Below are 24772 nucleotides of genomic sequence, written 5' to 3'. Positions count from 1 at the left end.
TAGGTAAGACTAACCTAACGGTTTGGGGGTTGAGATGTGGCGGTTCAGCCCAGCGTGTCACGGGCGGCGCGCAGGGCACCCTCGCGGTCCTCGGGGACGAGGCCGATCCTCGTGCGCCGGTCGAGCAGGTCGCTCTCGTCCAGCGCGCCCTCGTGCAGGACGGACCAGAGCAGCTCGCCCTTGGTGAGGCCGAGGCCCACCTCCTCCGGGTAGGCCCGGACGAGGTCGTGGACGGCCGCGGCCTCGCAGCCGTAGCGCTCGGCGAGCCGCGCCGGGACGCCCTCGCCCTCGGCCCGCCGCCTCCCGCGGCCTCCCGTGCGGAGCCCCGTCCACACCTCCGCCCACCTGCCCGCACGCAGATCCGCCCCCAGATCCGCCCACCTGCCTCGCCCGGCCGCGTGCCGCGCGCGCTCGGCGCCGGGCGCGCCGACGAGCGGGAGCCGGGCCGTACGGCAGGGACCCGCCGCGAGCCCCGCCTCCGCGACCGCCCGGTCCACCGCGTCCTGGGCCATGCGGCGGTAGGTGGTCAGCTTGCCGCCGACGACCGTGACGAGACCGTCGCCGGACAGGACGGCGTGCCGGCGCGACAGGTCGGCCGTGCGGCCCGGCGCACGGCCGGTCGCGCCGCGGGCGTCGCGGCCGTCGGCGGCAAGCAGCGGCCTGAGGCCCGCGTAGGCCCCCGCCACCGCCTCCCGGCCCACCGGCGTGCCGAGCACCCCGTTGAGGACGTCCAGGAGCGCTCTGACGTCCTCCTCGGGCACCTGGGGGACGTCGGGCACGGGCCCGTCAAGGGGTTCGTCGGTGAGTCCCACGTACGCGCGGCCGTCGGGCTGGGGCAGCAGCAGCGCGAACCGGTTGCGCTCGCCGGGCACGGGAAGGTGCAGCCCGGCGGTGAGCCCCGGCACGGTGCCCGGCCGGAGCACCAGGTGGGTGCCGCGGGAGGGGCGCAGCCGCACGCGCGGGTCGAGGCCGCCGGCCCACACGCCGGTCGCGTTGACGACGACCCTGGCCCGGACGCCGAACTCCTCGCCGGTCAGCTCGTCGCGGACCCGGGCGCCGTGGCCGGTCAGCTCCAGGGCCCGGCAGCGGGTCAGGATCTTCGCCCCGTGCGCGGCGGCCGTCCGGGCGACGGCCACGACCAGGCGGGCGTCGTCCAGCAGGCGCCCGTCCCATGACAGCAGGCCGCCGCGCAGGCCGTCCGGCTCCAGGAAGGGCGCCAGGCGGCGCGCCCGCGCGGTGTCGAGCCGCGCCGGGCCGGGCAGCAGGTGGCGCGGCGTGCGGGCGGCGGCGCGCAGGCCGTCGCCGATGCGGTAGCCGGCCATCACCAGCGCCTCCTGGCCGCGGGAGACGCCCGGCGTGAGCGGCAGCAGGTAGGGGTGCGCCTTCACCAGGTGCGGCGCGGTGTGACGCAGCAGGACGCCGCGCTCGACCGCGCTCTCGTGGGCGACGCCGACCTGGCCCCTGGCCAGGTAGCGCAGGCCGCCGTGCACCAGCTTGGAGCTCCACCTCGACGTGCCGAACGCCAGGTCGTGCGCGTCGATCGCGGTCACGCTCAGCCCGCGCGAGGCGGCGTCGAGCGCGGCGCCCGCGCCCGTGACGCCCAGGCCCACCACGAGCACGTCGACGCGCTCCTCGGCGGCCCGGCGCAGCTCGCGGGCCCGGCGCGTGGCGTTGAGCGAGCTAGCGGGGTCGATCGGGCTGTCCAAGGTATCCCTCCAGCAGTGCCGTCAGTTCGGCGTCGAGGTCGTCGAGCGTCACGGGTCCGGTCATGGTCGGGGCCGACATCAGGAACGCCTGTGCCACCAGCAGCACCGCCCTGGCGCGGGCGGGGTCGCCGACGGCGCGTTCGAGCACGCCCAGGACGGCCTCGTGGGTGGCGCCCCGGCGGTGTAGCAGGTACGGCAGGAGCAGCTCGGGGTCCGCCTCCACGATCTTGCGCCAGAGCGGGTGCCCCCGCAGCCGCCGTACCCCCTCGACCACGGCGGCCACCGGATCGGCCAGGTCCAGGTCCTCGACCGCTCGCAGCCACTCGCGGGTCATCAGGTCGGCGACCAGCGAGCGCACGTCGGGCCAGCGGCGGTAGAGCGTCATCCGCGACACCCCCGCCCGGCGGGCCACCTCGGTGAGCGTGGTCCGCCGCACCCCGTACGCCAGCACGCACTCCAGTGCCGCGTCCAGGACGCCGTCATTGTGACGAATCGACGTCATATGTCACAGTGTAGGGCGTGACACGTGAACCCATGCTGTGGTCCGGCTGGGGAGACCCCGCCCGCGCCCGCGAACTGCCCGAGCCGGTCAGGGCGCTGCTGCGCGACCTGCTGGGCGTGCGCTCGCCCGAGACGCCTCCGGTCCCCTTGGAAGATGTACGGCTGGCGCCGGTCTCGCTGTCCGCCGCCCTCCTGGAGGAGCTCGGCGGCGTCGTGGGCGGCCCGCACGTGCTGACCTCGCACGAGGCCCGGGTCCGGCACGCGCGCGGCAAGTCCACCCCCGACCTGCTGCTGATGCGCGCCGGCGACGGCCTCGACGCGCCGGACGCCGTCGTGCTGCCCGGCTCGCACGAGGAGGTCGCCGAGCTGCTCGCGCTGTGCGCCCGCGAACGGATCGCGGTGGTGCCCTTCGGCGGCGGCACCTCCGTGGTGGGCGGGCTGGTCGCCTCCCGGGCCGGGTTCGCCGGAGTGGTGGCGCTCGACCTGGGCCGGATGGACCGGCTGCTCTCGGTGGACGCCGAGTCGATGGTCGCCGCGTTCGAGCCGGGGCTGCGGGCGCCGGAGGCCGAGCGGCTGCTGGCCGCGCACGGGCTGACCCTCGGGCACTTTCCCCAGTCGTACGAGTACGCCACCCTGGGCGGTTTCGCGGCGGCCCGCTCCAGCGGGCAGGCCTCGGCGGGCTACGGCCGGTTCGACGACATGGTCGCCGGCCTGACCGTGGCCACCCCCACCGGCACCCTGGAGCTCGGCCGGGCGCCCAAGTCGGCGGCCGGGCCCGACCTGCGGCAGCTCGTCCTCGGCTCCGAGGGCGCCTTCGGGGTCATCACCTCGCTGCGGCTGCGGGTGCGGCGCGCGCCGGCCGAGAAGGTGTACGAGGGCTGGCGGTTCGGCTCCTTCGCCGAGGGGACGGCGGCGCTGCGGGCGCTGGCCCAGGAGGGGCCGCTGCCCACCGTGGTGCGGCTGTCGGACGAGACCGAGACCATGGTCGGCCTGGCCAAGCCGGACGCCATCGGCGCCTCCGGCGGTCACGGTGCTGACGGCGGGACCGGTGTCGGCAGCGGTCACGGTGCTCACGGCGGTCACGCTGCCGACGGCGGTCACGGCAGTCGTAGTGCTGACGGCGGTCATGGTGCCGACGGCGGGACCGGTGGGAGTGGGAGCGGTGGCGCGCCGGGAGGGTGCCTGGTGATCGCCGGTTACGAGGGCGCGTCCGTGGCGGCGGTGCGGGCCGGGGCGGCCGCGGTGCTCACCCGGCTCGGCGGCGAGCCGCTCGGCGAGGAGCCGGGACGGTCCTGGGAGCACGGCCGCTTCTCGGCCCCCTACCTGCGCGACTCGCTGCTGGCCGCCGGGGCGACGGTGGAGACGCTGGAGACGGCGGGGTTCTGGTCGGGCCTGCCGCGCCTGTACGACGCGGTGCGGCTCGCGTTGCACGGGGCGCTCGGCTCGCCGCTGGTCATGTGCCACATCTCCCACGTGTACGAGACCGGCGCCTCGCTCTACTTCACCGTGGTGACCGCGCAGCGCGGCGACCCGGTGGAGCAGTGGGCCCGCGCGAAGGAGGCGGCCACTGCGGCCGTCGTCGAGGCAGGCGGCACCGTGTCGCACCACCACGGCGTGGGACGCGACCACCGGGAGGCGTACGCGGCCGAGCTGGGGCCGGTGGGCGTGCAGATCCTGCGGGCGGTCAAGGACCGGCTGGACCCCGCGGGCATCCTCAACCCGGGCGTCCTGATCCCCTGACGGGCGCCGCCACCGGGCGCCCCCACCGGGCGCCCGACGCCCGCGCCGGGCGCTCCGGGGTCTCCGGGTCGCGCGCGACGTTCGCGGGCCAGCGTCGGGGGAGTGGCCCGCCGTCGCCGGTGCGGTCAGCCCGGGTCGGCGCGGGCCGTCGTCTCGGCCTCCCGGTGGGCCGCCGCCGCCTCGTCGTAGCGGCGCAGCGCCCGGTAGACGTCACCCAGGCACACCAGGCAGACCACCAGCGGCGCCCCGCCCGCCGGCCTGGTGAGCGCGACCGCCTCCGCCGCCGGCGGCAGCGCCTCGCCGGGCCGCCCCCGCTTGAGCATCAGCCAGGCCGCCGCCCGCAGCGAGCGGGCGAGCAGCGGGGTGTGCCTGCCGGGGTCGGCGCCCGCCAGCGCCCGGCTGCGCCGGACCGCCTCCCTGACGCTCCCCACGGCGGCGCGGCTCCAGCGTGACCGCGTCTGGGCGTACGCCAGCAGCCCCTCGATGGCGTCCACCTCCTGGAGGTCTCGCCGCGTCGCATCGTCCGAACCGTTCCGGGCCATGGCAGCCCCTCCCGCGGCCGACAACCGCTTGCTTGGGCCGTGAGGCTACACCATAGTGAACCTTCTGTGTCCACCACAGCACGCAGCGTTCGGATGCGAGTGGGGAAGATCGCCGTAAAGATATGGACATGGTGGACGTCGCGGCCGAACGTGGAAAGCAGCTCTCCTCCCGGGTCTCGGAGGAGGGCGCCGGATGGCGCTGTCAGCAGATCGGCACGTTCGAACGGCTCAGACCCCATCGGCGGGGCTTCACCTGGCTCAGCCCGCGCACCCTGTGGCGCTCACGCAACGAGATCGTCGCCGGCCTGTTAGGCGACCCCTCGGGCGAGGTGCGCGAGCGGTGGGTCACCGGGCAGCAGGCGCGCGGCGCCGACCCCGGGCAGCGCATCCGCCCCGGCCTCGGCGAGAGCTTCGACTTCCTGCTGCTGGGCGACACGGGCGAGGGCGACGCCTCCCAGTACGCCGTGGTGCCCGGCATGCTCAGGGCGGGGGAGGGCACGGCGTTCGCCGTCGTGGCCAGCGACGTCGTCTATCCGGCGGGATCGGGCAACGAGTACGGCGACAAGTTCTTCCGGCCGTACCAGGACTATCCGGCCCCCATCTACGCCATCCCCGGCAACCACGACTGGTACGACGGCCTGGGCGGTTTCATGCGCGTCTTCTGCGACGCCCCCGCGCTGCGGCCGGAGCCCGACAGCGGATGGCTGCGCGGGGTGCTGTGGCGCAAGCCCGAGCCCGTCGACGAGACGCGGCTGGCCGAGGCGCGCAAGCTGCGGGCGCAACCGGCCCAGCAGGCGGCCGGGCCGGCCGCGCAGCCGGGACCGTACTGGGTGATCGAGAGCGACAGCCTGCTCATCGTCGGCGTCGACACCGGCATCCGCAACACGATCGACCGGCGGCAGGCGGCGTGGCTGCGCGAGGTGTCGCGCGACCCGCGGCCGAAGGTCCTCCTCACCGGCAAGCCCATCTACACCGGCAACGTCCACAAGCCGTCGTCGCTGGAGGACGGCGGCACGATCGACGACATCGTGCGCGACCCGGCCCACCGCTACGTCGCCGCGATCGGCGGCGACGTGCACAACTACCAGCGCTATCCGGTGCGGGTGGGCGACCGGGTGATCCAGTACGTCGTCTCCGGCGGCGGCGGGGCGTTCATGCACGCCACCCACACCATCCGGCGGGTGGACGTGGCGGGCGTGCGGGAGGACGACTTCAGGTGCTACCCGCTGCGCGGCGACTCGCTGTCGTTCTACAGCCACATCTACGCCCGGCGGCTGCGGATGAAGTGGCTCTCACTCACCCCGGCCGAGGCCGCCTGTGTCACTGCCCAGCACGTCGGCAACACCCCGGTCCGTCCCGTCGAGGGCCCGGTGCGGATCACCCGCCGCATGCGGTGGGCGGCGCGACTGCTCGGGGCCTGGCCGTGGCCGTTCCGGCTGCCGGTGGACAGGGTGTTCCAGCAGTATCTGTCCGAGCTCTCCGACTGGGACGAGCCGCCGTTCTTCAAGCAGTTCCTGCGGCTGTCGGTGACGCCGCAGACGCTGACCATCCGCTGCTTCGCCGCGACCGGCTGCCTGGCGCAGGAGGTGGAGCCGCCGGTGGAGGACGAGGTCGTCATCAGTCTGTCGTAGGCGCCTGGCACGCTGGGGTCGTGTACGTGGTGCTGGCGGGAGAGACCGTCCTCCCGGTTCCCTCCGCCCCTGCGGGTGTCACGGGCCCGGCCCCGGCCGGAGAGGGCGCGGTCCGGCGGCCCGCCCACCTGGCGCGGGCCGTCCGCGAGCTGGAGGCGGGGGCCGGTCCGGCCGCGGTGTCCGGAGGCGGGCCGCCGGCCGGGCGGCCGCGATGGGTGTGGGCCGACACCCGCGAGGCCTACCCGCCGCTGCTCGACGCGGGCGTGCGCGTCTCGCGCTGCCACGACCTCGCGCTCACCGAGGGGCTGCTGCTCGCCTGCGAGGGCCGCCACGGCGAGCCCCGCTCGGCCAGGGCGGCCCACGCCCGGCTCCACGGGCGGCCGGTGCCCGACGAGCAGCCCAGCATGCCCGGCACGCTGTTCGCCCCCGAGCCGCTCGACGCTCCCGCCGTCGCCGAGGTGCTGGCCGACCAGCTCCGGCGCGTCGAGGCGCTGCCCGACCCGGGGCGGTTCCGGCTGCTGGTCGCCGCCGAGTCGGCGGGGGCGCTGATCGCCGCCGAGATGGGCCACGACGGCATGCCCTGGCGGCGTGACGTGCACGACGCGTTGCTGACCGAGCTGCTCGGGCCGCGCCCCGTGCACGGCATGCGCCCGGCCAGGCTGCAGGCGCTGGCCGACGAGGTGGCGGCCGCCTTCGGCCACGTGGTCAACCCCGACTCGGTGCAGCAGCTCGTCAAGGCGTTCAAGGGCGCGGGCGTGGCGCTCAAGACCACCCGGTCCGGGGAGCTCAGGCGGCTCGACCATCCCGCCGTCGAGCCGCTGCTGGCCTACAAGGAGCTGGCGCGCCTGCACAGCTTCCACGGCTGGGCCTGGGCCGACCAGTGGGTGCGCGGCGGGCGGTTCCGGCCCGAATACGTGGTGGGCGGCGTGGTCTCCGGCCGCTGGGCCACCTCGGGCGGTGGGGCGCTGCAGATCCCCAAGGTGATGCGGCGCGTCGTCGTGGCCGACGACGGCTGGACCCTCATCGTCGCCGACGCCGCACAGCTGGAGCCCCGGGTGCTCGCCGCGATGGCCGGCGACGTGGGGCTGGCCAGGGCGGCGGGCGAGATCGACCTCTACTCCGCGCTGGCCCAGGCGTTCGGCGGCGACCGCGACAACGCCAAGATCGCGATGCTGTCCGCCATGTACGGCGGCACCAGCGGCGACGCCCCCAAGCTGCTGGCGATGATGCGCCAGCGCTTTCCCCAGGCCTACCGGTTCGTCGAGGACGCCGCCAAGGCCGGCGAGGATGGCCGGCTGGTGCGCTCCTGGCTCGGGCGCACCAGCCCGCCGCCGTCCGAGCGGTGGAAGGAGCTCGTCGCCGGGCCCGAGGGCGGCCGGGCGGCGCGCGACCGCGGCCGCTTCACCCGCAACTTCGTCGTCCAGGCGACCGCCGCCGAGTGGGCGCTGGCGCTGATGGCGGTGCTGCGCGGGCTGCTGCCCGAGCCGGCCCGGCTGGTGTTCTTCCAGCACGACGAGGTCATGGTGCACTGCCCGCTCGACCAGGCGCAGGAGGTGATCGACGCCGTCTCGGCGGCGGCCGCCGAGGCGACGCGGCTGATGTTCGGCGCGACACCGGTGCGCTTCCCGATGGAGGCCGTCGCGGTCACCTGCTACGCCGACGCCAAGTGACGGCGGCCAGGTGAGCGACGCCGGGGCCCGGGATCAGGCGGCGCGGCGGTGCGTGGCGGCGAGCCAGAGGCCGGTCGCCGCCACCATCACGCCGACCACCATGCCGAGCGTGCCGTACGAGAGGCGGTCCACGATGGCGCCCGCGGCGACCGTGCCGGTGGCGCCGCAGACGTTCATCAGCAGGTCCGACAGTCCCTGCACCGCGGTCCGCCCCTCGACCGCCACCGACTCGCTGACCAGTGCCGACCCCGCCACCAGCCCGCACGACCAGCCGAGTCCCAGCAGCACCAGCGCCGCGGTGATCTGCCGGACGTCGTGGCCCGCCGTGCCGGCCAGGACCGCGGCGGCCAGCAGCAGCGACATGCCGATCAGCAGCACCGGCACCGTCCCCGCCTTGTCGGCCAGCCAGCCGACCACCGGCGACATGACGTACATGCCGGCGATGTGCAGGCTGATCACCAGGCCGATGACGTCCAGGTTGGACCCGTCGTGGTGCAGCTTGACCGGCGTCATCGACATGACCGAGACCATCGCGGTGTGGCTGACCGCGATCGTGACCAGCGCCTTGCGGGCCATCGGCGTGGCGCGCAACGTCTTCCAGGCCCGCCGGAGCGTCCTGCGCCCGGTCGCCGACGCGGGCGGCGCGCCGTCGCGCTCGCGCGCCAGCTTGAGCGGGTCGGGCCGCAGCCCGGCCACGATGATCAGCAGGGCGAGGGCGAACGCCAGCGCGGCGAACGCGAACGGCCCCGCCTTCGCCACCAGGCCCGCGTCCACGCCGATGCGGTCGGCCGGCTCGGCCAGGTTCGGCCCGGCGACGGAGCCGACGGTGGCCGCCCACACCACCAGCGACAGGTGCCGGCCGGCGTGTCCCCGCGGTGACAGGTCGGTCGCCGAGTAGCGCGCCGCCAGGTTGCCCGCGCTCCCGCCGCCCACCAGCACCAGCCCGGCCAGCAGCAGCGGCCAGTTGTGGATCGTGATGGCGGCGACGGACAGCGCGCAGCCCAGCAGCGCCGCCACGTACGCCAGCGCCAGGCCCATCCGCCGGCCGCCCCGCCCGGCCGCCTTGGCCGTGGGGAGCGCCAGCAGCGCCGCGCCCAGCACGGTGGCGGTGCCCGCGAACCCGCTGATGACCGTGGACCCGGACAGCTCGTCCACCACCACGGAGCTGAGCGCCAGGCCCACGGCGACGCCGACGCCTCCCACGATCTGCGCGGCCGACAGCACGGTCAGGGTGCGGCGCTGGACGGTGCGGATGCGGTCGTTGGACGAAACTGCTGACTTCGTGGGGGCGCTCGTCACGCGTGAAGTCTCCCATAGGCCCTGAGATCCTCCCAAAGAGGACATGGGCCTTTCCTGATGCGCCCGCCGCCGGGCCGGGTCAGAGGACGGTGACCGGGTCGCCCTGCGCGATGACGCCGCGCGCGTCGGGGATGAGGTTGACGCCGAACCACACCTTGCCGTCCCACCTGCGGTGCCGGGCGAGGGTGCGGGTCGGCTCCTTGCCCGGGGCGAGCGTGACGGGGTCGATCGTCGGCAGGACGCACCGGTCGCAGCCCTTGGCCACCCGGAAGTCCACCTCGCCGATCCGGACCCGCTTCCAGGAGTCCTCGTCGAACGGCGTCTCCACGCCGTCCACCACCACGTTCGGCCGGAACCGGCGCATGTCCAGCGGCGTGGGCGGCTCTTCGCCGCGTTCGGCGGCGGTCTCGGCGATCCAGTCGTCGAGCCGGTGGAGCGAGGCCGTCGTGGTCAGCAGGAGCGGAAAGGCGTCGGCCAGGCTGACACGGTCGCCGTCGCGCGCGTAGTCCGGGTTGACCGGCCGGCGGGTGGGGTCGTCCAGCCAGGCGAGCCGGGCGGGCCGGTCGAGCAGCGCCGACAGCCACGCGGCGGCCTCGTCGCCGCAGTCGGTGAGCTCGACCTGGTTACGCCAGACCTCCACCGTGGACCGGCCTGCCGTGGGGACGACCCGCAGCGGCGGCGCGTGCGGGCCGGTGAGGACGAGCGTGTCGCCGTCCAGCTCCGGAACGCAGGCCAGCAGCCGGGGGTGCTTGCGCGCGGTCAGCATCGCGCCGTGCTCGTCCACGACGAGGTGGCGCCGGTCACCGGCCAGCCCCCAGGGCTCCACCTCGGCCCGCGCGAGGGCGTGCCCGGTGGTCGACTTGACCGGATAGCGGTGGATACTGGCCAGCCTCATGGGCCGACCGTACCCCACCCGGCTCCGGCGGGATATCCGGCCCCGATCACGTGGTCCGGCGTCTGGTGGTCCGGCGTCACGTGGTCCGGCGTCACGTGGTCTGGCGGAAGGTGTCGAGGAAGACCTTGCGCGCCTCGGCCTGGTCGTCCCAGGCCAGCTCCGGCATGTCGAACGTGATCTTGAAGGCGGTGCCGTCGTCGATGGTGACGTAGCGGGTCATGGCGTGCATCGGGACGCCGTTGGACCGGGTGTAGGTGTACTCCCAGTCAGCCGCCTTCCAGGTGCGGAACTGCGCGGCCTGCAGCCGTACCTGGATGTAGCTCTCGACGCCGCCGTCCGCCTCGGCGCGGGTCAGCTCGGCCAGGCCGCCGTCGGGCTGGGGCGTGGCCTGCTGGACGAGGAAGCGCACGCCCGAGTCCTTCGGGCCGGTGAACGTGGCCTCGTCCCCGGACGTCGTCGCCTTCCAGCCGTCGGGCACGGCCGCGGTGAAGCCCGCGGCGGCGTGCTCCTTGTAGCCGTCCGGGACGGCCACCGCCTGCAGCGGCTGGGCCGGGGCCTCGGCGCTGGCCGAGGGGGTGCCCGCCTGCGGGGCGGGGTCGCCGCCGGAGAAGGCGAAGAAGACCGTGGCCGCGGTGACGGCGCTCACGGCCGCGACGGCGGTGACGATCAGGCGCGGTGTGGGCCTGCCGTCGCGCACCCAGCCGTTGCCCTGCTCCCCGGGTACGCGCCTGCCCTTGGCCGGGCGGTCGCCTGCGGAGGGCGGCGCGGCCAGGCGGCCACCGGAGACCTCGCGCGACAGGTCACGCGAGTGGTTGCGCAGGTCGTCATCCGAGGGCAGCGGCCACAGGGCGGCGCGGCTGCCGGTGGTCAGCGGCAGGATCGGCGGCGGCGAACCGGCCGTCCCGGGGCGGCCGGGGGCCGGGAGAGCGCCAGGGGAGACGGGCGGGTCCGGTGGCAGGTCCGGTACGACCCGCAGCCCCGGCGACGCGCCGAACGGCGAACCGCCGGCCGGCCCCGGACGCGCCCCGGCGGACGGGTCCCGCGACGGGTTCGCGCCGGCGGTGAGGTCGTGCGAGGGGTACGCGCCGGAGGCGTGGTCCTGCGAGGGGTACGCGCCGGAGGTGAGGTCGTGCGACGGGTACGCGCCTGAGGGGAGGTCGTGCGAGGGGTAGGTCCCGGAGGGGAGGTCGCGCGATGGGTACGCGCCGGAGGCGAGATCGTGCGACGGGTAGGTCCCGGAGGGGAGGTCGCGTGAGGGGTACGCGCCGGAGGAGCGGTCCTGCGAGGGGTAGGCGCCGGAGGGGAGGTCGCGTGACGGGTAGCCGCCCGTGGTGTGGTCGTGGTCACCCGGCGGGCCGGTCAGCGGTCCCCGGCCCGGTTCGTGCGGGCCGTCGGGCGACTCGGGCAGGCGCAGCGGCCCCGACGCGCTCGCGAACGCGTCGAATCGTTCCGCGGGGCCGGCCGCGGCCCCGGACAGTCCCTCGTACCCGTCCGACTGCCCCTCCAGCGGGTCGTACGGCACCCGCACCGGCCCGGACGGCGTCTCCACGATCCGCGACGGCATCGGCCCCGACGGCGCCTCCGGCAGCCCGGCCGGCAGGTCCTGCCGGCTCGGCAGCGGCGCAGGGGCGTCGGGGGTGCGCGGCCGCGCGGAGCCGTGGACGTGCAGCACCCGTTCGAGGGCGTCGCCGACCTGCTCGGCGGTCAGCCGTTCGGCCGGGTTCTTGCGCAGCAGCCCCTCGATGACGGGCAGCAGCCCGCCGGCGCGTTCCGGCCTGGTCGGCTCCTGCGTCAGCACCGCGCCGAGCACCGCGATCGCGTCGGGCCCCTCGTACGGCGGCCGCCCCTCCACGGCCGCGTACAGCGTCGCGCCGAACGACCACAGGTCGGCCGCCTGCGTGATCGGCTGGCCGGACAGCCGCTCCGGTGGCACGTAGGCGGGCGACCCCATGAGCAGCCCGGTCTGGGTGATGGTGACGTCACCCTCGATGGCGGCGATGCCGAAGTCGGTCAGCACCACCCGGTCGGAGGTGAGCAGCACGTTGCCCGGCTTGACGTCGCGGTGCAGGATCCCGGCCGCGTGCGCGTGCCGGAGCGCGTCCAGCACCCGGATGCCGATCTCGGCGACCTGGAGGACGGGCAGCGGGCCGCTCTGCCGGACGGCCTGCTCAAGGGACCACGCGCGGACCAGTTCCATGACGATCCACGGCCGGCCGTCCTCCTCGACCACGTCGTGCACGGTCACGATGCCGGGGTGCGTCAGCCGCGCGGCCGACCTGGCCTCGCGCAGCATGCGCCGGTGGGCGACCTGCTTGCCCGCGTGGTCGAGCCCGAACGGCAGGATCAGCTCCTTGACCGCGACGGCGCGGTCGAGCAGCACGTCGTGCGCGTGCCACACCATGCCCATGCCGCCCCGGCCCACCGGCGACATCAGCCGGTAGCGCCGGCCGATGAGGCGCCCCGTGCCGGTCGCCGGGCTCTGCGCCGCGTTCCCCTCCGCGCCGGGCCCGCTGAGCACGCGGTCGGCTGCCATGTCCGCCCCTATCTGCCGCCTCGTCGGTCACGTGCGTCGCGCCATACTTCCCGATTATGAGGTTCGACACGATATAGGCATGCTATTCGGGAACGGAAGCCGACCACTCCTGACAAGTGACTTGACGTGCGGAAATATCGCTACTAAAGGGGATCTTTCGCCGATTCGGCGAGGGCCAGCAATGCCGCGGTAAACGCTTCCACCGGCGGTCTCACCAGGCCCGCGCCCACCTGGCCGGTGCCGGCCAGCCGCCCCGCGATACCGGTGTTGACCACGGGCAGCAGGCCCGTCCTGGCGACCAGCGTGACGTCGATCCCGACCGGCGTGCCGCGGAATCCGAGCCCCGGGATCTGGAACGCCGGATGCTCGGCAAGCGTGATCTCGTACATGGATCGCGTGGCCGCCACCGCGTCCGCCACCTCGCCGCCCACGAATCGCACGATCGCCGGGGCCGCCGCCATCGCGAATCCGCCCAGCCCCGACGTTTCGGTGATCGTCGAATCGCCGATGTCGGGATTGGCGTCCGCCGGCCCGTACGCGCCGAGATAGAGCCCGTCGGGCACTCCCGCCGGCCCGGTGAACCACCGGTCGCCCAGCCCCGACACCTGCACCCCGAAGTCCGTGCCGTTGCGCGCCATGGCGACGACCAGCGACGAGCCGGGCACGCCCCGGGCCGCGTCCGTGGCCACCTTGCCCGCGGCCATGCCGGCGTTGAGGAAGAAGTGGTCGTTGCCGCCGACGAACCTCAGCACCTCGGCGGCGTCGCGCGGCGAGGCGTCCACCACGGCGGGGGCCAGCTCGCGCAGCAGCAGCGAGGTGGCGGCGCGGTTGCGGTTGTGCAGCTCGTCGCCCATCTGCAGGGCCTGCGCGATCATGCCGCGCAGGTCGATCGGCCCGGCCAGCTCGATCGCGGCCGACAGCACCGGGCCGAGCACGCGGTCCATCCAGCCCAGCCGCTCCAGTACCTCCGGGCCGTACGCGCCGTAGCGCAGCACCTTGCCCAGGCCCTCGTTGAGCGAGCAGTACGCCACCCCGCCGTGCTCCGCGTCGCGGACCTCGAACATCCACATCGACGGGCTGACCACCCCCGCCATCGGCCCGACGGTCCCGTGGTGGTGGCACGGCTCCAGACGCACCTCCCCGGAGGCCAGCCTGCGCTCGGCGTCCTCCTCGTCGTGGGCGTACCCCTCCAGCAGCATCGCGCCGATCAGCGCGCCGCGCAGCGGCCCCGAAGCGCGCTCCCAGGTGATGGGCGGCCCGGCGTGCAGGAACGTCATGCCGCCCAGCTCCAGGACCTCAGACGCCCGCCGCACGGCCGACAGCACGGGACGCGCGGAGATCAGCCGGGCGACGGCCCGCTCGTTGGCGGCGGGCAGCCGCGGATCGGCCAGCACCCGCGCCAGGGCCCCCTCGGTGCCGGGCAGCGGCGGCCGCCAGTCCACCGGCGTCGTCGTGACGGCCTGGGCGGCCAGCGACTCGCGCAGCAGTCCCGCGCCGACCGTGATCACGTGGGGCGGGCCGGAGAGCAGCGTCATCGCGCGTCCTTCGCGTACCGGGCGGCCTGGGCGTTGGAGGCGAACACGGTGGCCCCCGCCCGCGCGAGCGCCTCCGCCTGGCGGTGCAGCCCCTGCGGGTCGCCCTCGGTGCCGACCAGCGCGACGACGGCCGTCGCCGGGCAGCGCGCGAGGGCGGGCGCCAGGGCCGCGGCCGGGTCGGGGTCGGCGCCGTGGCCGAGGACCACGTCGAGCAGCACCACGTCCCCTGGCTCGGCGCGGGAGAGCGCCTCCAGACGCAGCGTGGGGTCGATCATCGGGTGGGCGCGGCCTCGCGTGTAGGCGTCGTCGCCGTAGTCGGTGAACTCGCCCCGTCCCGCGATCAGCCGGGCCTCGGTGCACAGGGTGCCGCCCGCGTAGACGCCGAGCAGCCTCCCGCCCCGCTCGCCCTCCGCCCGTGACCCGTTCCGGCCTGCCGGCCGTGGCTCGTCACGGCCCTCCGGCCGCGACCCGTGCGTGCCCGCTGCGGGCGGTCCGGCGGGCCAGCGCGGCCAGGCGGGCACCGGCCGGCCGAGCGCGCGCAGCGCCTCCTCCGCCGCCGCCGTCAGGTCGCGCTCCCCGGCGAACGCGGTCACGACCGGAGTGCCCAGGCCGGCCACCGCTTCCCGTACGGCCCCGGCGACGGACGGGTCGGGCGGTTTGGAGACGAGCACGATCAGCTCGGTGGCCGGGTCGTCGTCCAGCATGCGCAGGGCGCGCAGCGTCGAACGCCCGCCCACCTCGGCCGACAGATCGCGCCCGCCGACCCCGAGCACGTGGCCGGTCCCGACGCCGGCCAGGTCCAGCAGCGAGGTGACCTGCTGGGCTCCGGTGCCGGACGCCGCGACGACGCCGACCGGGCCGGGCCGCAGCACGTTGGCGAAGCCGAGCCCCACGCCGGCGACCACGGCGGTGCCGCAGTCGGGGCCCATGACGAGCACGCCGCGCTCGTCGGCCAGCCGCTTGAGCAGGACCTCCTGGTGGACGGGCACGCCGTCGCTGAAGACCATGACGTCGAGCCCCGCCAGCACCGCGTCCAGCGCCTCGGCGAAGGCGTGCTCGCCGGGCACCGACACCAGCACCAGGTCCGCCGGCTGCCGGGCCGCCGAGCGGGTGGTGCGCGGCGGCTGCTCGCCCCCGCCGCCTGCCTCCCGGGCGCGCGCGCCGGACAGCGGCGCCAGGCGGCGGTCCAGCTCCTCGGCGGCGCCCTCCAGATCGCGGCCGCGCAGGGCGACCAGCAGGTCGCCGGGACCGGCCGCGGGCAGCTCGAAGCCCAGGTCGCGGGCCAGCGCCAGGTTGAGCTCCGTGGCCATGGCGACGAGCGCCACCTCCATGCCCGGCAGCTCCCGCATCGACCGGCTCACCCGCATGAGCGCCACCGAGTCGTGATAGACACCCGGCCGCACCAGGACCACGTCGGTGAGGGTCATCGCGGCGCCCTCCCGCGCGGGCTCATCCGGCGGCGCCCAGGGACAGGACGGCGTCCACCCCGATGCCGATGCCCTGGGCCAGGTCCGAGCCGGAGGTGTGGCCGAGCTGGTGCAGCCGGTGCACCGCGGGTTCCAGCGGCTGCAGGCCCGCCAGGCCGCGCAGCACGGCGACCACCTCGGGACAGGCCTCGCCGCGCGCGGCGCAGTGCAGGAGCGTCGCCGAGATAGGCGTCGTCCGGGTACGGGCGTCGAAGGCGACGGTCGCCGCCAGCCAGCCGGCCAGCCGCACGGCCCGCCCGGCTCCCGTGGCCGCGCCGAGCCCGCGCAGCGTCACCAGCAGCCCGGCCAGCACGTCGTCGCCGCTCGGCGTGAGCCCCGGCCCGAGGCCCATCAGCCGTTCGGCGGCCGTCAGCACGCCCAGCAGGTGGCCGCTCGCGCAACTCGCCGCCAGCAGGTCGACGGCCGGGTCGCCGGCCAGCCCCGGGGTGCCGGCGCCCAGGTGGGGCGCGGCCTCGCGCAGCCGCGCCGGATCGACCCGGCCGAGCGGCGGGGTGGGGTCCCACCAGCGGCGGGCGCGCAGGCTCAGCCGTCCCAGGTGGATCACGCCGTCGCCCACCGCGGCGTCGTCACCGACCGTGACGTGCGGCAGGTCGCCGGCGAGCAGCACGGAGTTGGGCAGCCGGGTCGCCTCGCCGGTGATGACGGCGATCACGGAGGGCTCCAGATCCGTCCGGACCTCCAGGTACACGCCGGCGGGGAACGCGGCGAGCACGCGCGCGGGCCGCCGCGGCGCCTCCAGCACCGGCCGCACGGCCGCGCTCGCCGCACCGGTCACGTGCGTGCGGGGCCGTCTCGCATGGGTACCGACGGTCACCGGACCTCCTTGTCGCGCCTGGACCTGACCGTAGAACGCCCCCTCAACCCTCCGTACGGAGAAATTTGCCAACAGTGCGCGAGAAGGTTGGCTCTTCCTGACAGACAGCTTCTGGGGTCACAATCGACCCCATGGAACCCCCCGTCCGACTGGCCAGTACGGGAACGATCATTCATGGCGTGTCCGTGGGCGAGGTGCTCGGCGTGTCCACCCTCGCGCAGGCGCGGCTGATCGCGGGGGAGAGCGGGCTGGGCCGCATCGTGCAGCGCCTCAACGTCATGGAGGTGCCCGACATCCTGGCCTGGGTCAAGCCGCACGAGCTGCTGCTGACCACCGGCTACCCGCTGCGCAACACCCCGCAGTCGCTCGGCCGGCTGGTGGCCGACCTGGACGAACGGGGACTCGCGGCGCTGGCGATCAAGCTCGGCCGCTACGTCGACGAGCTGCCCGCCGAGATGGTGGAGCAGGCCGACCGGCTCGGGTTTCCGCTCATCCTGCTGCCGAACGACGTCGGCTTCGACGACATACTCAACCAGGTGCTGACCGACATCCTCAACCGGCAGGCGGCCGTGCTCGCCCGCGCCGAGGAGGCGCACCGGGCGCTGGTGCAGGTGGTGCTGGCCGGCGGCGGGCTGGACGAGGTGACCGAAGGGGTGGCCGGGCTGCTCGACGTCGCGGTCGCGGCGGTGGACGGCGGCGGGCGGGTGCGCGCGGCGGCGGGCCCGCCCGACCACGTGACGGTCCTGCGGGAGTCGATCCGCCGCGAGAGCCCCGCCACGACTCCGGCGCGCCGCCAGGGCGTCGCCACGACCCCACCGCGCCCCCAGGGCGTCGCCACGACCCCGCCGCGCAGCGAGAATCCGGCACCGGCCCGCCGGGCGGCCCCGGGGGGCCGGGGGCGGACCTTCGTGTCGGTGCCGGTGGTCGCGGCCGGGCACCACCACGGCCGGATCGTCGCCTACAGCCCGTCGGGCGCGATCCGCGACAGCGACATCGGCATCCTGGAGCGCGCGGCCACCGTCGCCGCGCTCGTCGTCACCCGGCAGGAGGCGGTCAACGCCGTCGAGAGCAAGTACCGCGCCGACTTCCTGCGCGACGTCCTCACCGGCCGCGCCGGCGGTGCCGAACGGCTCACCACCCGGGCCAGGACGTTCGGCTGGGACCTCGAACGGCCCGTCACCGTCCTCGTCGCCGAGCTCGACCCCGACGGCGACGAGCGCAGCGCCCAGGACCGCCTCGTCACGAGCTGGACCGCGGCGATCCGCAGGCACGACCCGCGTGGCGCGGTGGCAGGCTTCTCCCACGAGGTGGTGGCCGTCGTCGGCGCGACGGTCGACGCGGCCCGGCTGGCCAAGGACGCCGCCTCCGCCTTCGCCGACTCGCCGCCCGTCACGTTCTCCACCGGCACCTCCCGCCCGTCGCCGGGCGCCGACACGCTCCCCGAGGCGTACGCGCAGGCGCTCAAGGCGGCGCGCGTCGGCCGCCAGCTCCATGGGCCCGGGGCGGTCGCCCACTTCGACCAGCTCGGCGTCTACCGGCTGCTGTCGCTGGTGAACGACACCGACGAGCTGCACGCCTTCGTCCGCGAGACCCTCGGCCCGCTGGCCACCGACGACGACGCCGAGAACGCCGACCTGCGACGCACCCTCCAGGTGCTCCTGGAGACCAACCTCAACGTGGCCGAGACGGCCCGCCGGCTGCACTTCCACTACAACACGCTGCGCTACCGCATCGGCAAGCTGGAGCGCCTGCTCGGCGGCTTCACCGACGACCCCCACCTGCGCCTCAACCTGACCCTCGCCCTGCACGTGCTGCGCATGCGCGGCATCTGACGGGCGCTGCGGCACGGGGACGGCCCCGGGCCGGCGCGTCGCCCGCACCGGCCCGGGGCCGGCGGGTCAGGTCCGCACGATGGCGACGGTGTCGATCCCGTTCCACGCGAGGTTGGCGTTGTCCAGCAGGAGCTCGTCCACGTCGATGGAGTGCTCGCTCGCGTCCGCCGGGTCGGCGACCTTGAACGTCGAAGGATGCACCGATCCGTCGGCGTGCACCACACCGCCGTATCCGTGGATGGTCAGGTAGTGGCGGAGGAGGGGGCCGGCGCTGGTGTTCCACGGCAGCCTGCCCGGGATCACCAGGATCATCACCGGCCTGCCGCGGGACAGGGACGCGACGATCCGGTTGATGCCGGCCTCGTAGGTCTGGCCGTTGGAGACCGCTATCTCCTCCCACTTGTACTGCCAGTCGGAGTCCGGGATGTAGGAGTTGATCGCGGCGGGGATCTTGCCCGGCATGGTGACGCCGAAGAGCATCTCGTCGGTGTGCAGCCTGGCGGCCAGGTCGGACTGCGGCGGCGCCGAGTAGCCCATCGTGGCGAGCGTGGTCTGCACGACGCCCGGGCCGCACCAGTTGTCCCGCTCCTGTTCCTTGGCGGACAGCCTCATGTCCAGGGCGCGGACGGGAAGCTGCCACGTGCCGGCGATGCCGAATGTGGCCTCGGTGACGACATAGGGGCGCCGCAGGTCGGTGAAGGCGGTGTAGCAGGCCCTGCTGGCGTTCGTGGTCATCGTCGGGCACGAGTCGCTGATGTCCGGGCCGCCCCCGCCGAACCGCAGCCGCAGGTTGACCTGGAAGTTGGTGTACGCCCCCGGGTTGATGAAGGCGATGGAGCGCACCTGGGTGCGGGCGGAGTTGAACTCCAGGCACACCTGGTAGGCGGTGCCGTTGTAGACCCTGCTGTCGCTGCAGGTCCTGTTGGCGGGGAACGGGTACTCGTGCCAGATCCCGGCGTGGGCGGGCAGCGCAGGCGCCACGACGACCGCGAGGACCGCCCCGGTCAGGACCGAGAGTAACGCTCTGAACATTCTTCGCACCTGCGTGCTTCCTTAGGGGTCGAGGCGTGCGAGACGCCCGTTATCGGTTCAGGCCGAAATTACGGCCATGCGACGAGCCGGAAGAGGCGCTCGTTGATCTTGTAGTAGAGGTGGCCGAAGCGGTCGGCCGTCAGCCCCTCCATCCCCGGGGCCGTCAGCAGCACGGTGAGCGCCTTCGTCGACCTGTCGATGCGGAAGATCTGGTCGCCGGCCGTGCCGTACACGTGGCGGGGGTCCTGTGCCACGGTCAGCAGCACCCCGTCGCGCCAGGCGAGGCTGGGCCTGGCGGCGTAGTCGGGGTCGGGGAAGAGCCGGTTCACCGTGATCTCCTGGGGCCGGGCCGGATCGAGGGTGAACAGCGACCCGCCCGCCAGACCCCAGAGCCGGCCGTCCACCTCCGCGAGGGCGGTGACGGCCTTGGGCGCCGGCAGCGGGAGCGGATGGGGGCGCACGGCGCCGGTGCCGGGGTCGTAGGAGAACAGCGTGGCCGACGCCCCCGGAGCGTAGACGGGATCGACGCCCAGGGCGCCGCGCGTGGACGTGCCGCCGAACAGCGTGCCTCCCGCGAAGGCCAGCGACACGACGGCCTGGTCCGCCACCACGCAGAGGGTCCGTCCCGGCGTGCCCTCCTTCCAGAGCGTGAGTGCGCCGCTGCGCTTGCCGTACTTGGGCACCGTGCCCATGTAGACCGTGCCGTCCGGCCCGCCGGCGAGCGCGTAGGGCCGGTCCTGCGGCGGCGGGCCCTTGCCCGGCTCGCAGTCGTCGGCCTTGCTGCCCGCCTCGCCGCCGGTGTAGCGGAGCCTGGGCGGCCAGGGGTCCGCCGGGTCGTGGCTGTAGAGCTTGGCCGACGGGTAGGCGCCGATGTAGAGCCGGCCGTCGTGCGCCAGCAGGCTGTCGGTCTGGCTGAGCCCGGTGCGGGTCGGGGTGTCCGGCCTGCCGTCGTCGCCGTCTCCCAGCAGCGGGTCGTGGACGCCGGTGCCGCCGGTCAGGTAGCCGCCGGTGTAGATCCTGCCGTCGGGCCCCGTGCCGAGCGCGTTGATCGCGGCGGGCAGGACGGGGGCGCCGGAGACCACCCGGCTGCTCCACTGGCCGTTCGCGGGGTCGTACTTGAAGATCCTGGTGCCGTCCTCGGCCGCGCCGAGACCCACCAGCGTGCCGCCGGACCAGGTGTAGCCGGTGACGTCCAGCCCCGGCCGGACGGAGGTCGCCCGCACGGTCGCGGTGGCCACCTCGTAGGAGTGCAGCAGCCCCTCCCTGACGAACCAGACCCTTCCGTCGCGGGCCGGCGAGTGGTGCAGGTCCACGTCGGTGATCGCGGCGTCGGTCACGGCGGTGTGGGAACCGTCGGCATCGCGCACCACGCGCAGGACGAGCAGCGTGCGGTCGATCCAGGCGAACAATCTGCCGCCCGTCCAGGTGAGCCCGCCCACCATGGAGTTGTGCGCGTAGGCCGCCGGAAGGAGGTGGTCCACGCGTCCCGTGAGGTTGTCGAACCTGATCAGCGCGGCGTTCGTGCCCGTGCCCAGGTACGTGGCGTCGGCCGCCGGGTCGTGGGCGAGGCTGCGCACGTACTGCGCGCCGGTCACGACGGGCACGGCGCCGATCGTGGTGAAGGCGCCGCCGCCGTAGGTGAAGTAGCGGCCGTCGTTGTAGGTGCCGCCGTGCACCTTCCCGTTCGCCCCGGGCTCCAGGTCCCAGATGAACGAGTAGCCGCCCTCCGCCCGCCCGAGGTCGGTGACCGTGGACTGGCCGGGGACGTGCCGGTAGAGCTTGGAGTTGGGATAGGTGCCGAGGTAGACGCTGCCGTCGGTGGCCGTGGCCGCGGCCCAGCCGCCGACCGTGGGCGTGGCCGCCGTGTCGGGAATGGTGATCTTCCGGGTCACCTTCTCGCCGGCCACGTCGATCACGGCGAGTTGCGGGTTGGCGTCGGCTGTGCCGGTGTAGAGGGCATAGGCGCTGCCGCCCGCGAAGGTGGTGGCGTTGGGCGCGCTGCTCTCGATCTGCACGCCCAGATCGGTCCTGTCCCCGGTGATGAGCACCTCGTCCCAGTAGGCGGTGCCCACGTCGGCCACACCGGAGTAGATCAGGGCCGAGACGGTGGCCGTGCCGGTGGGCGCGATGCCCGAGGTGGTGAGGTGGTTCCATCGCCGTCCCGTGGCCGAGGCGTTCGCGCCGCCGCCGAGGAGACGGCCGGAGGCGTCCCTGAAGCGCACGTACAGGTGCGCGGCGCCGCTGTCGGCCCACACGTCGGCCGACAGCGTGTAGCGCCTGCCCGCCGTTGCGGGCAGGCCCGGCAGGCTCTCCCTGCCGTAGGCGGCATCGGGATCGGCGTCGGCGACGCGCGCGGTGGTGCGCCCGTCCCAGACCACGGCGGTGACGCCGCCCGGGCTGTGCGACCCGCTCCAGCCGGTCAGCCCTTCGTCGAAGCCCCCGTTGGCGATCCGCAGGTCGGCCGCGGACGCCGGCGTGAGCGGCGCCGCGAGCAGCGCCGCCAGGAACGCCGTCGCCACCGCTCCCCGCAGGGCGCGCCTCACGCGCCCCCGCCCGTCCCGCGGGCGGGCCCGCGTCGGGCGTGCCGCCGGATCGGCCAGGCTGAAGGACCCTCCAGGAGAGTCGGCACGACCCCACCTCCACGTGGTGTGTCCGTCGTTCTTCAATTTTGGTCCAGACCGTAACCTGGCGGGCGTGGCGCGTCAATGGTGCGGCGGTCCTCTAGCCTTGGTGCCGTGGACTTCGAACTGCGCTCCGACTACATCCCGCTGTGCGACCTGCTGAAGTACTGCGGGATCACCGAGACCGGGGGGATGGCGAAGATGCTGATCGCCGAGGGCATGGTGCTCGTGGACGGCGAGGTGGAGCTGCGCAAGACGTGCAAGATCCGGTCGGGGCAGCTCGTCACCGGGGAGGGCTTCGCCATCCGCGTGGTCTGACCCGGACACCCTTCACGAGAAGTCGTCACATCGATTCCCTGAGTCGGGCGCGGGCGGGACGGGGGCTCTACCACCGGCCGCCCTGCTGGAACTGACCGCCGGAACGGGCGCACGTTCGCAGGTGCAGCCGCGTGAGTGAGGGGAACGCTGGTGAAGGAGGGGAATTTGGCAGATCATGCCCGTGTAGCAAAGAGCCGGCGGGCCTAATGTGCCCGCAACGGAAAGAACCGCCGCGGAGGAGCCTGCGGGGCGGCCACCTGACCGACGGCCCGGTTGAAGAGGGGTCTCATGGGTTTCGGCTGGACCAAACACGGTGACGGCAAGCATCTGGCTCCCGGCGAGGTGGTCAGACCTGACGAGCGGCTCACCTGGCCGCGCATGGTGGGGTTCGGGGCGCAGCACGTGGTGGCGATGTTCGGCGCCACGTTCGTCTTCCCGCTGGTGATGGGGCTGGACCCGAACGTCGCGATCATGATGTCGGGCGTCGCCACGATCCTGTTCCTGTTGATCGTCAAGGGCAGGGTGCCGAGCTATCTGGGCACGAGCGCCTCGTTCGTGGGCGGGGTGCTGGCGATCCGGGCCATCTTCGGCGGTGACACGGCCGGGGCCGACGCCATCGTCACCGGGGCGATCCTGGTGGCCGGGCTGGTGCTGGCGCTCGCGGGGCTGGCCGTGCACGTCCTGGGGGTCCAGGTCATCCACCGGATCTTCCCGCCGGTTGTCACCGGGGCCGTGGTCATGCTGATCGGGTTCGGGCTGGCGTACGTGGTGGCCGACGTCTACTGGCCGCAGGACCAGTGGATGGCGCTGGTCACGATGCTCGTCACGTTCGTCGTCGTGGTGGCGTTCAAGGGGTTCGTCGGGCGCATCGGCATCCTCCTCGGCCTGGTCGTCGGCTTCGTGCTGTCGTGGGGGGCCGACCGGGTCTTCGGGCAGGTGCCCGCCTACAACGACGGCACGCTGAACATCGCGCCGCACTACCGGGTGGACCTGGGCAAGGTCGCCGACGCCCCCTGGGTCGGGCTGCCGGACTTCCACCTGCCCGACTTCAGGATGTCGGCCGTGCTGCTCGTGCTGCCCGCCCTCATCGCGCTGATCGCCGAGAACATCGGCCACGTCAAGGCCGTCGGCGAGATGACCCGCACCGACGTCGACCCGTACGTGGGCCGCGCCATCGCCGCCGACGGCGTCGCCACCGTGGTCACCAGCGCGGTGGGCGGCTCGCCGACCACCACCTACGCCGAGAACATCGGCGTCATGGCCGCCACCAAGGTCTACTCCACCGCCGCCTACTACATCGCGGGCGTCATCGCGATCCTGTTCGGGCTCAGCCCCAAGTTCGGCGCGCTCGTCTCCGCCACGCCGTCCGGCGTGCTGGGCGGCGTGACCGTCATCCTGTACGGCATGATCGGTCTCCTGGGCGCCAAGATCTGGATCGAGAACAAGGTCGACTTCGCCGACCCCGTCAACATGGTCCCGATCGGCGCGGGCATCATCCTGGCGATCGGACCGGTGAAGCACCTGATCGGCGGCGACTTCCGGCTGGAGGGCATCGCGCTCGGCACCATCGTGGTGGTGGGCGGCTACCACCTGCTGCGCGCCATCGCCGGCAGACCGCAGCCCGTCGCGGCGGGCAGGGAAGCGACCGGGGAGGAAGCGACCGGGTGAAGCCGCCGCCGTTCGCCTACCACGCGCCCCGGGACCTCGGCGAGGCCCTGGAGACCCTCGCCGGGGTGGACGGAAAGGTGCTCGCCGGGGGCCAGAGCCTCATCCCCATGCTCAACATGCGGCTGGCCGCGCCGGAGCACCTGGTCGACATCAACCGGCTGGCGTCGCTGGCCGTGCTGGAGGCGGGGCCCGCCGGCGTCACGGTGGGGGCCCTGGCCCGGCACGCGCAGGTGGGCCGCGCGGCCGCCCACCCGCTGCTCGGGCAGGCGCTGCGGCTGGTCGCCCACCCGGTCATCCGCAACCGCGGCACGGTGGTGGGCAGCCTCGTGCACGCCGACCCGGCCGCCGAGCTGCCCGCCGTGCTGGCCGTCCTGGACGGGTCGGTGCGGCTGGCGCGCCACGGGGCGGGCGAGCGGGACGTCCCGGCGCGGGAGTTCTTCCTCGGCCCGATGGAGTCGGCCGTCCGGCCCGGCGAGCTGGCCGTCTCGGCGTTCTTCCCGGCACTGCCGGCCCGGTCCGGGACGGCGTTCCACGAGGTGGCCCGGCGGCACGGCGACTACGCGCTGGCAGGGGTCTGCGCCGTGGTGACCCTCGACGAGGACCTGCGCGTCGCCGCGGCCCGGGCGGCGTGCGTCGGGGTCGGCCCGGTGCCCGTCGTGGCCGACGTGACCGGCGCGTGCGGGCGCCGCCCGGCGGACACGGGCGACTGGGCGGACGCGGCGCGGGCCGTCCAGGACGTCACCGAGCCGGAGGGCGACGTGCACGCGAGCGCCGCGTACCGCCGGCACCTCGTCGGCGTCCTGGCCGCGCGGGCGCTCGCCGAAGCCGCCCGGACGGCCGCCCGGAGCGCCGCCCAGCGGGACGCCCAGCGGGACGCACAGAGCGCCGCCCAGCGGGACGCTCGGGCGGCCGGCGAGGGGGACCGGGAGCGCGCGCGGTGAGGAGAGA

The 24772-nt window shown here is 74.7% G+C and carries 18 protein-coding genes; 7 read left to right on the top strand and 11 right to left on the bottom strand.

Going from position 1 to position 24772, the window contains the following annotated elements; genetic code table 11:
- Positions 1 to 44: 44 nt before the first annotated feature.
- Both FHU36_RS28175 and FHU36_RS28170 read right to left on the bottom strand, forming a co-directional pair.
- Complete coding sequence (locus FHU36_RS28175) at positions 45 to 1706, bottom strand: glycerol-3-phosphate dehydrogenase/oxidase (protein ID WP_185086808.1); 1662 nt, start codon at positions 1704 to 1706, stop codon at positions 45 to 47.
- Positions 1681 to 2208 carry a TetR/AcrR family transcriptional regulator gene (locus FHU36_RS28170; protein WP_185086807.1) on the bottom strand — a complete coding sequence of 176 codons (528 nt, stop codon included), beginning with the start codon at positions 2206 to 2208 and terminating at the stop codon, positions 1681 to 1683. Before FHU36_RS28170 ends, FHU36_RS28175 begins: the two co-directional genes overlap by 26 nt.
- A gap of 32 nt (positions 2209 to 2240) precedes the next feature.
- Between FHU36_RS28170 and FHU36_RS28165 the strand changes: the two genes are divergently transcribed.
- Complete coding sequence (locus tag FHU36_RS28165) at positions 2241 to 3947, top strand: FAD-binding oxidoreductase (RefSeq protein WP_185087690.1); 1707 nt, start codon at positions 2241 to 2243, stop codon at positions 3945 to 3947.
- Positions 3948 to 4072: 125 nt separating this feature from the next.
- Here FHU36_RS28165 and FHU36_RS28160 read toward each other — a convergent pair whose 3' ends face one another.
- Positions 4073 to 4489 carry a tetratricopeptide repeat protein gene (locus FHU36_RS28160; RefSeq protein WP_185086806.1) on the bottom strand — a complete coding sequence of 139 codons (417 nt, stop codon included), beginning with the start codon at positions 4487 to 4489 and terminating at the stop codon, positions 4073 to 4075.
- 128 nt (positions 4490 to 4617) lie between these two features.
- On the opposite strand from FHU36_RS28160, the gene FHU36_RS28155 reads away from it, so the two are divergent.
- Both FHU36_RS28155 and FHU36_RS28150 read left to right on the top strand, forming a co-directional pair.
- A complete protein-coding gene (locus tag FHU36_RS28155) occupies positions 4618 to 6120 on the top strand; it encodes a metallophosphoesterase family protein (protein ID WP_185086805.1) in 1503 nt (500 codons plus the stop codon).
- A gap of 20 nt (positions 6121 to 6140) precedes the next feature.
- The gene (locus FHU36_RS28150) at positions 6141 to 7790 is read left to right on the top strand and encodes a bifunctional 3'-5' exonuclease/DNA polymerase (RefSeq protein WP_376774158.1); all 1650 of its coding nucleotides are present in this window, start codon (positions 6141 to 6143) and stop codon (positions 7788 to 7790) included.
- A gap of 33 nt (positions 7791 to 7823) precedes the next feature.
- Here the strand turns inward: FHU36_RS28150 and FHU36_RS28145 are convergent, their stop codons facing one another.
- From FHU36_RS28145 to FHU36_RS46555, 6 genes are all read right to left on the bottom strand, one after another.
- Positions 7824 to 9089, bottom strand: coding sequence for an MFS transporter (locus FHU36_RS28145; RefSeq protein WP_312891879.1), 1266 nt, complete (start codon positions 9087 to 9089; stop codon positions 7824 to 7826).
- A gap of 79 nt (positions 9090 to 9168) precedes the next feature.
- A complete protein-coding gene (locus tag FHU36_RS28140; protein ID WP_185086803.1) occupies positions 9169 to 9984 on the bottom strand; it encodes an MOSC domain-containing protein in 816 nt (271 codons plus the stop codon).
- Between the two features lie 91 nt (positions 9985 to 10075).
- Complete coding sequence (locus tag FHU36_RS43790; protein WP_221496606.1) at positions 10076 to 12517, bottom strand: serine/threonine-protein kinase; 2442 nt, start codon at positions 12515 to 12517, stop codon at positions 10076 to 10078.
- Between the two features lie 143 nt (positions 12518 to 12660).
- Positions 12661 to 14052, bottom strand: a complete 1392-nt coding sequence (locus FHU36_RS28130; protein WP_185086802.1) for a YlbE family protein — start codon at positions 14050 to 14052, stop codon at positions 12661 to 12663.
- Positions 14049 to 15479 (bottom strand): AllF/FdrA family protein, encoded by a 1431-nt coding sequence (locus tag FHU36_RS28125; protein WP_185086801.1) that lies wholly within the window; start codon positions 15477 to 15479, stop codon positions 14049 to 14051. The genes FHU36_RS28130 and FHU36_RS28125 overlap by 4 nt, the downstream gene beginning before the upstream one ends.
- 22 nt (positions 15480 to 15501) lie before the next feature.
- Complete coding sequence (locus FHU36_RS46555) at positions 15502 to 16353, bottom strand: oxamate carbamoyltransferase subunit AllH family protein (RefSeq protein WP_185086800.1); 852 nt, start codon at positions 16351 to 16353, stop codon at positions 15502 to 15504.
- A gap of 131 nt (positions 16354 to 16484) precedes the next feature.
- Here FHU36_RS46555 and FHU36_RS28115 point away from each other — a divergent pair, with 131 nt between their 5' ends.
- Positions 16485 to 18185: a PucR family transcriptional regulator gene (locus FHU36_RS28115; RefSeq protein ID WP_185086799.1), complete on the top strand. Its 1701-nt coding sequence runs from the start codon at positions 16485 to 16487 to the stop codon at positions 18183 to 18185.
- A 66-nt stretch (positions 18186 to 18251) separates the two neighbouring features.
- Here the strand turns inward: FHU36_RS28115 and FHU36_RS28110 are convergent, their stop codons facing one another.
- Positions 18252 to 19217, bottom strand: a complete 966-nt coding sequence (locus tag FHU36_RS28110; protein ID WP_185086798.1) for a C39 family peptidase — start codon at positions 19215 to 19217, stop codon at positions 18252 to 18254.
- Between the two features lie 68 nt (positions 19218 to 19285).
- Entirely contained in the window at positions 19286 to 21760 is a 2475-nt protein-coding gene (locus FHU36_RS28105) for a ligand-binding sensor domain-containing protein (protein WP_221496604.1), read from the bottom strand.
- 192 nt (positions 21761 to 21952) lie between these two features.
- Between FHU36_RS28105 and FHU36_RS28100 the strand changes: the two genes are divergently transcribed.
- The 3 genes from FHU36_RS28100 to FHU36_RS46550 all read left to right on the top strand — a co-directional run bounded on the left by FHU36_RS28100 (position 21953) and on the right by FHU36_RS46550 (position 24765).
- Positions 21953 to 22156, top strand: a complete 204-nt coding sequence (locus tag FHU36_RS28100; protein ID WP_312891878.1) for an RNA-binding S4 domain-containing protein — start codon at positions 21953 to 21955, stop codon at positions 22154 to 22156.
- A 288-nt stretch (positions 22157 to 22444) separates the two neighbouring features.
- The gene (locus FHU36_RS28095; protein ID WP_185086795.1) at positions 22445 to 23824 is read left to right on the top strand and encodes a uracil-xanthine permease family protein; all 1380 of its coding nucleotides are present in this window, start codon (positions 22445 to 22447) and stop codon (positions 23822 to 23824) included.
- Positions 23821 to 24765 (top strand): FAD binding domain-containing protein, encoded by a 945-nt coding sequence (locus FHU36_RS46550; RefSeq protein WP_185086794.1) that lies wholly within the window; start codon positions 23821 to 23823, stop codon positions 24763 to 24765. The genes FHU36_RS28095 and FHU36_RS46550 overlap by 4 nt, the downstream gene beginning before the upstream one ends.
- Positions 24766 to 24772: the final 7 nt, after the last annotated feature.

This window comes from Nonomuraea muscovyensis, assembly GCF_014207745.1.
Lineage (GTDB): Bacteria > Actinomycetota > Actinomycetes > Streptosporangiales > Streptosporangiaceae > Nonomuraea > Nonomuraea muscovyensis.
The sequence above is the reverse complement of the archived record's forward strand: the minus strand, read 5'-3'. Positions and strand labels throughout refer to the sequence as shown.

Excerpts from the sequence above, each read along its gene's own strand:
- FHU36_RS28170 (WP_185086807.1), bottom strand. The coding sequence starts at position 2,208 with ATGACGTCGATTCGTCACAATGACGGCGTCCTGGACGCGGCACTGGAG.
- FHU36_RS28165 (WP_185087690.1), top strand. The coding sequence starts at position 2,241 with ATGCTGTGGTCCGGCTGGGGAGACCCCGCCCGCGCCCGCGAACTGCCC.
- FHU36_RS28160 (WP_185086806.1), bottom strand. The coding sequence starts at position 4,489 with ATGGCCCGGAACGGTTCGGACGATGCGACGCGGCGAGACCTCCAGGAG.
- FHU36_RS28155 (WP_185086805.1), top strand. The coding sequence starts at position 4,618 with ATGGTGGACGTCGCGGCCGAACGTGGAAAGCAGCTCTCCTCCCGGGTC.
- FHU36_RS28140 (WP_185086803.1), bottom strand. The coding sequence starts at position 9,984 with ATGAGGCTGGCCAGTATCCACCGCTATCCGGTCAAGTCGACCACCGGG.
- FHU36_RS43790 (WP_221496606.1), bottom strand. The coding sequence starts at position 12,517 with ATGGCAGCCGACCGCGTGCTCAGCGGGCCCGGCGCGGAGGGGAACGCG.
- FHU36_RS28130 (WP_185086802.1), bottom strand. The coding sequence starts at position 14,052 with ATGACGCTGCTCTCCGGCCCGCCCCACGTGATCACGGTCGGCGCGGGA.
- FHU36_RS28125 (WP_185086801.1), bottom strand. The coding sequence starts at position 15,479 with ATGACCCTCACCGACGTGGTCCTGGTGCGGCCGGGTGTCTATCACGAC.
- FHU36_RS28115 (WP_185086799.1), top strand. The coding sequence starts at position 16,485 with ATGGAACCCCCCGTCCGACTGGCCAGTACGGGAACGATCATTCATGGC.
- FHU36_RS28110 (WP_185086798.1), bottom strand. The coding sequence starts at position 19,217 with ATGTTCAGAGCGTTACTCTCGGTCCTGACCGGGGCGGTCCTCGCGGTC.
- FHU36_RS28095 (WP_185086795.1), top strand. The coding sequence starts at position 22,445 with ATGGGTTTCGGCTGGACCAAACACGGTGACGGCAAGCATCTGGCTCCC.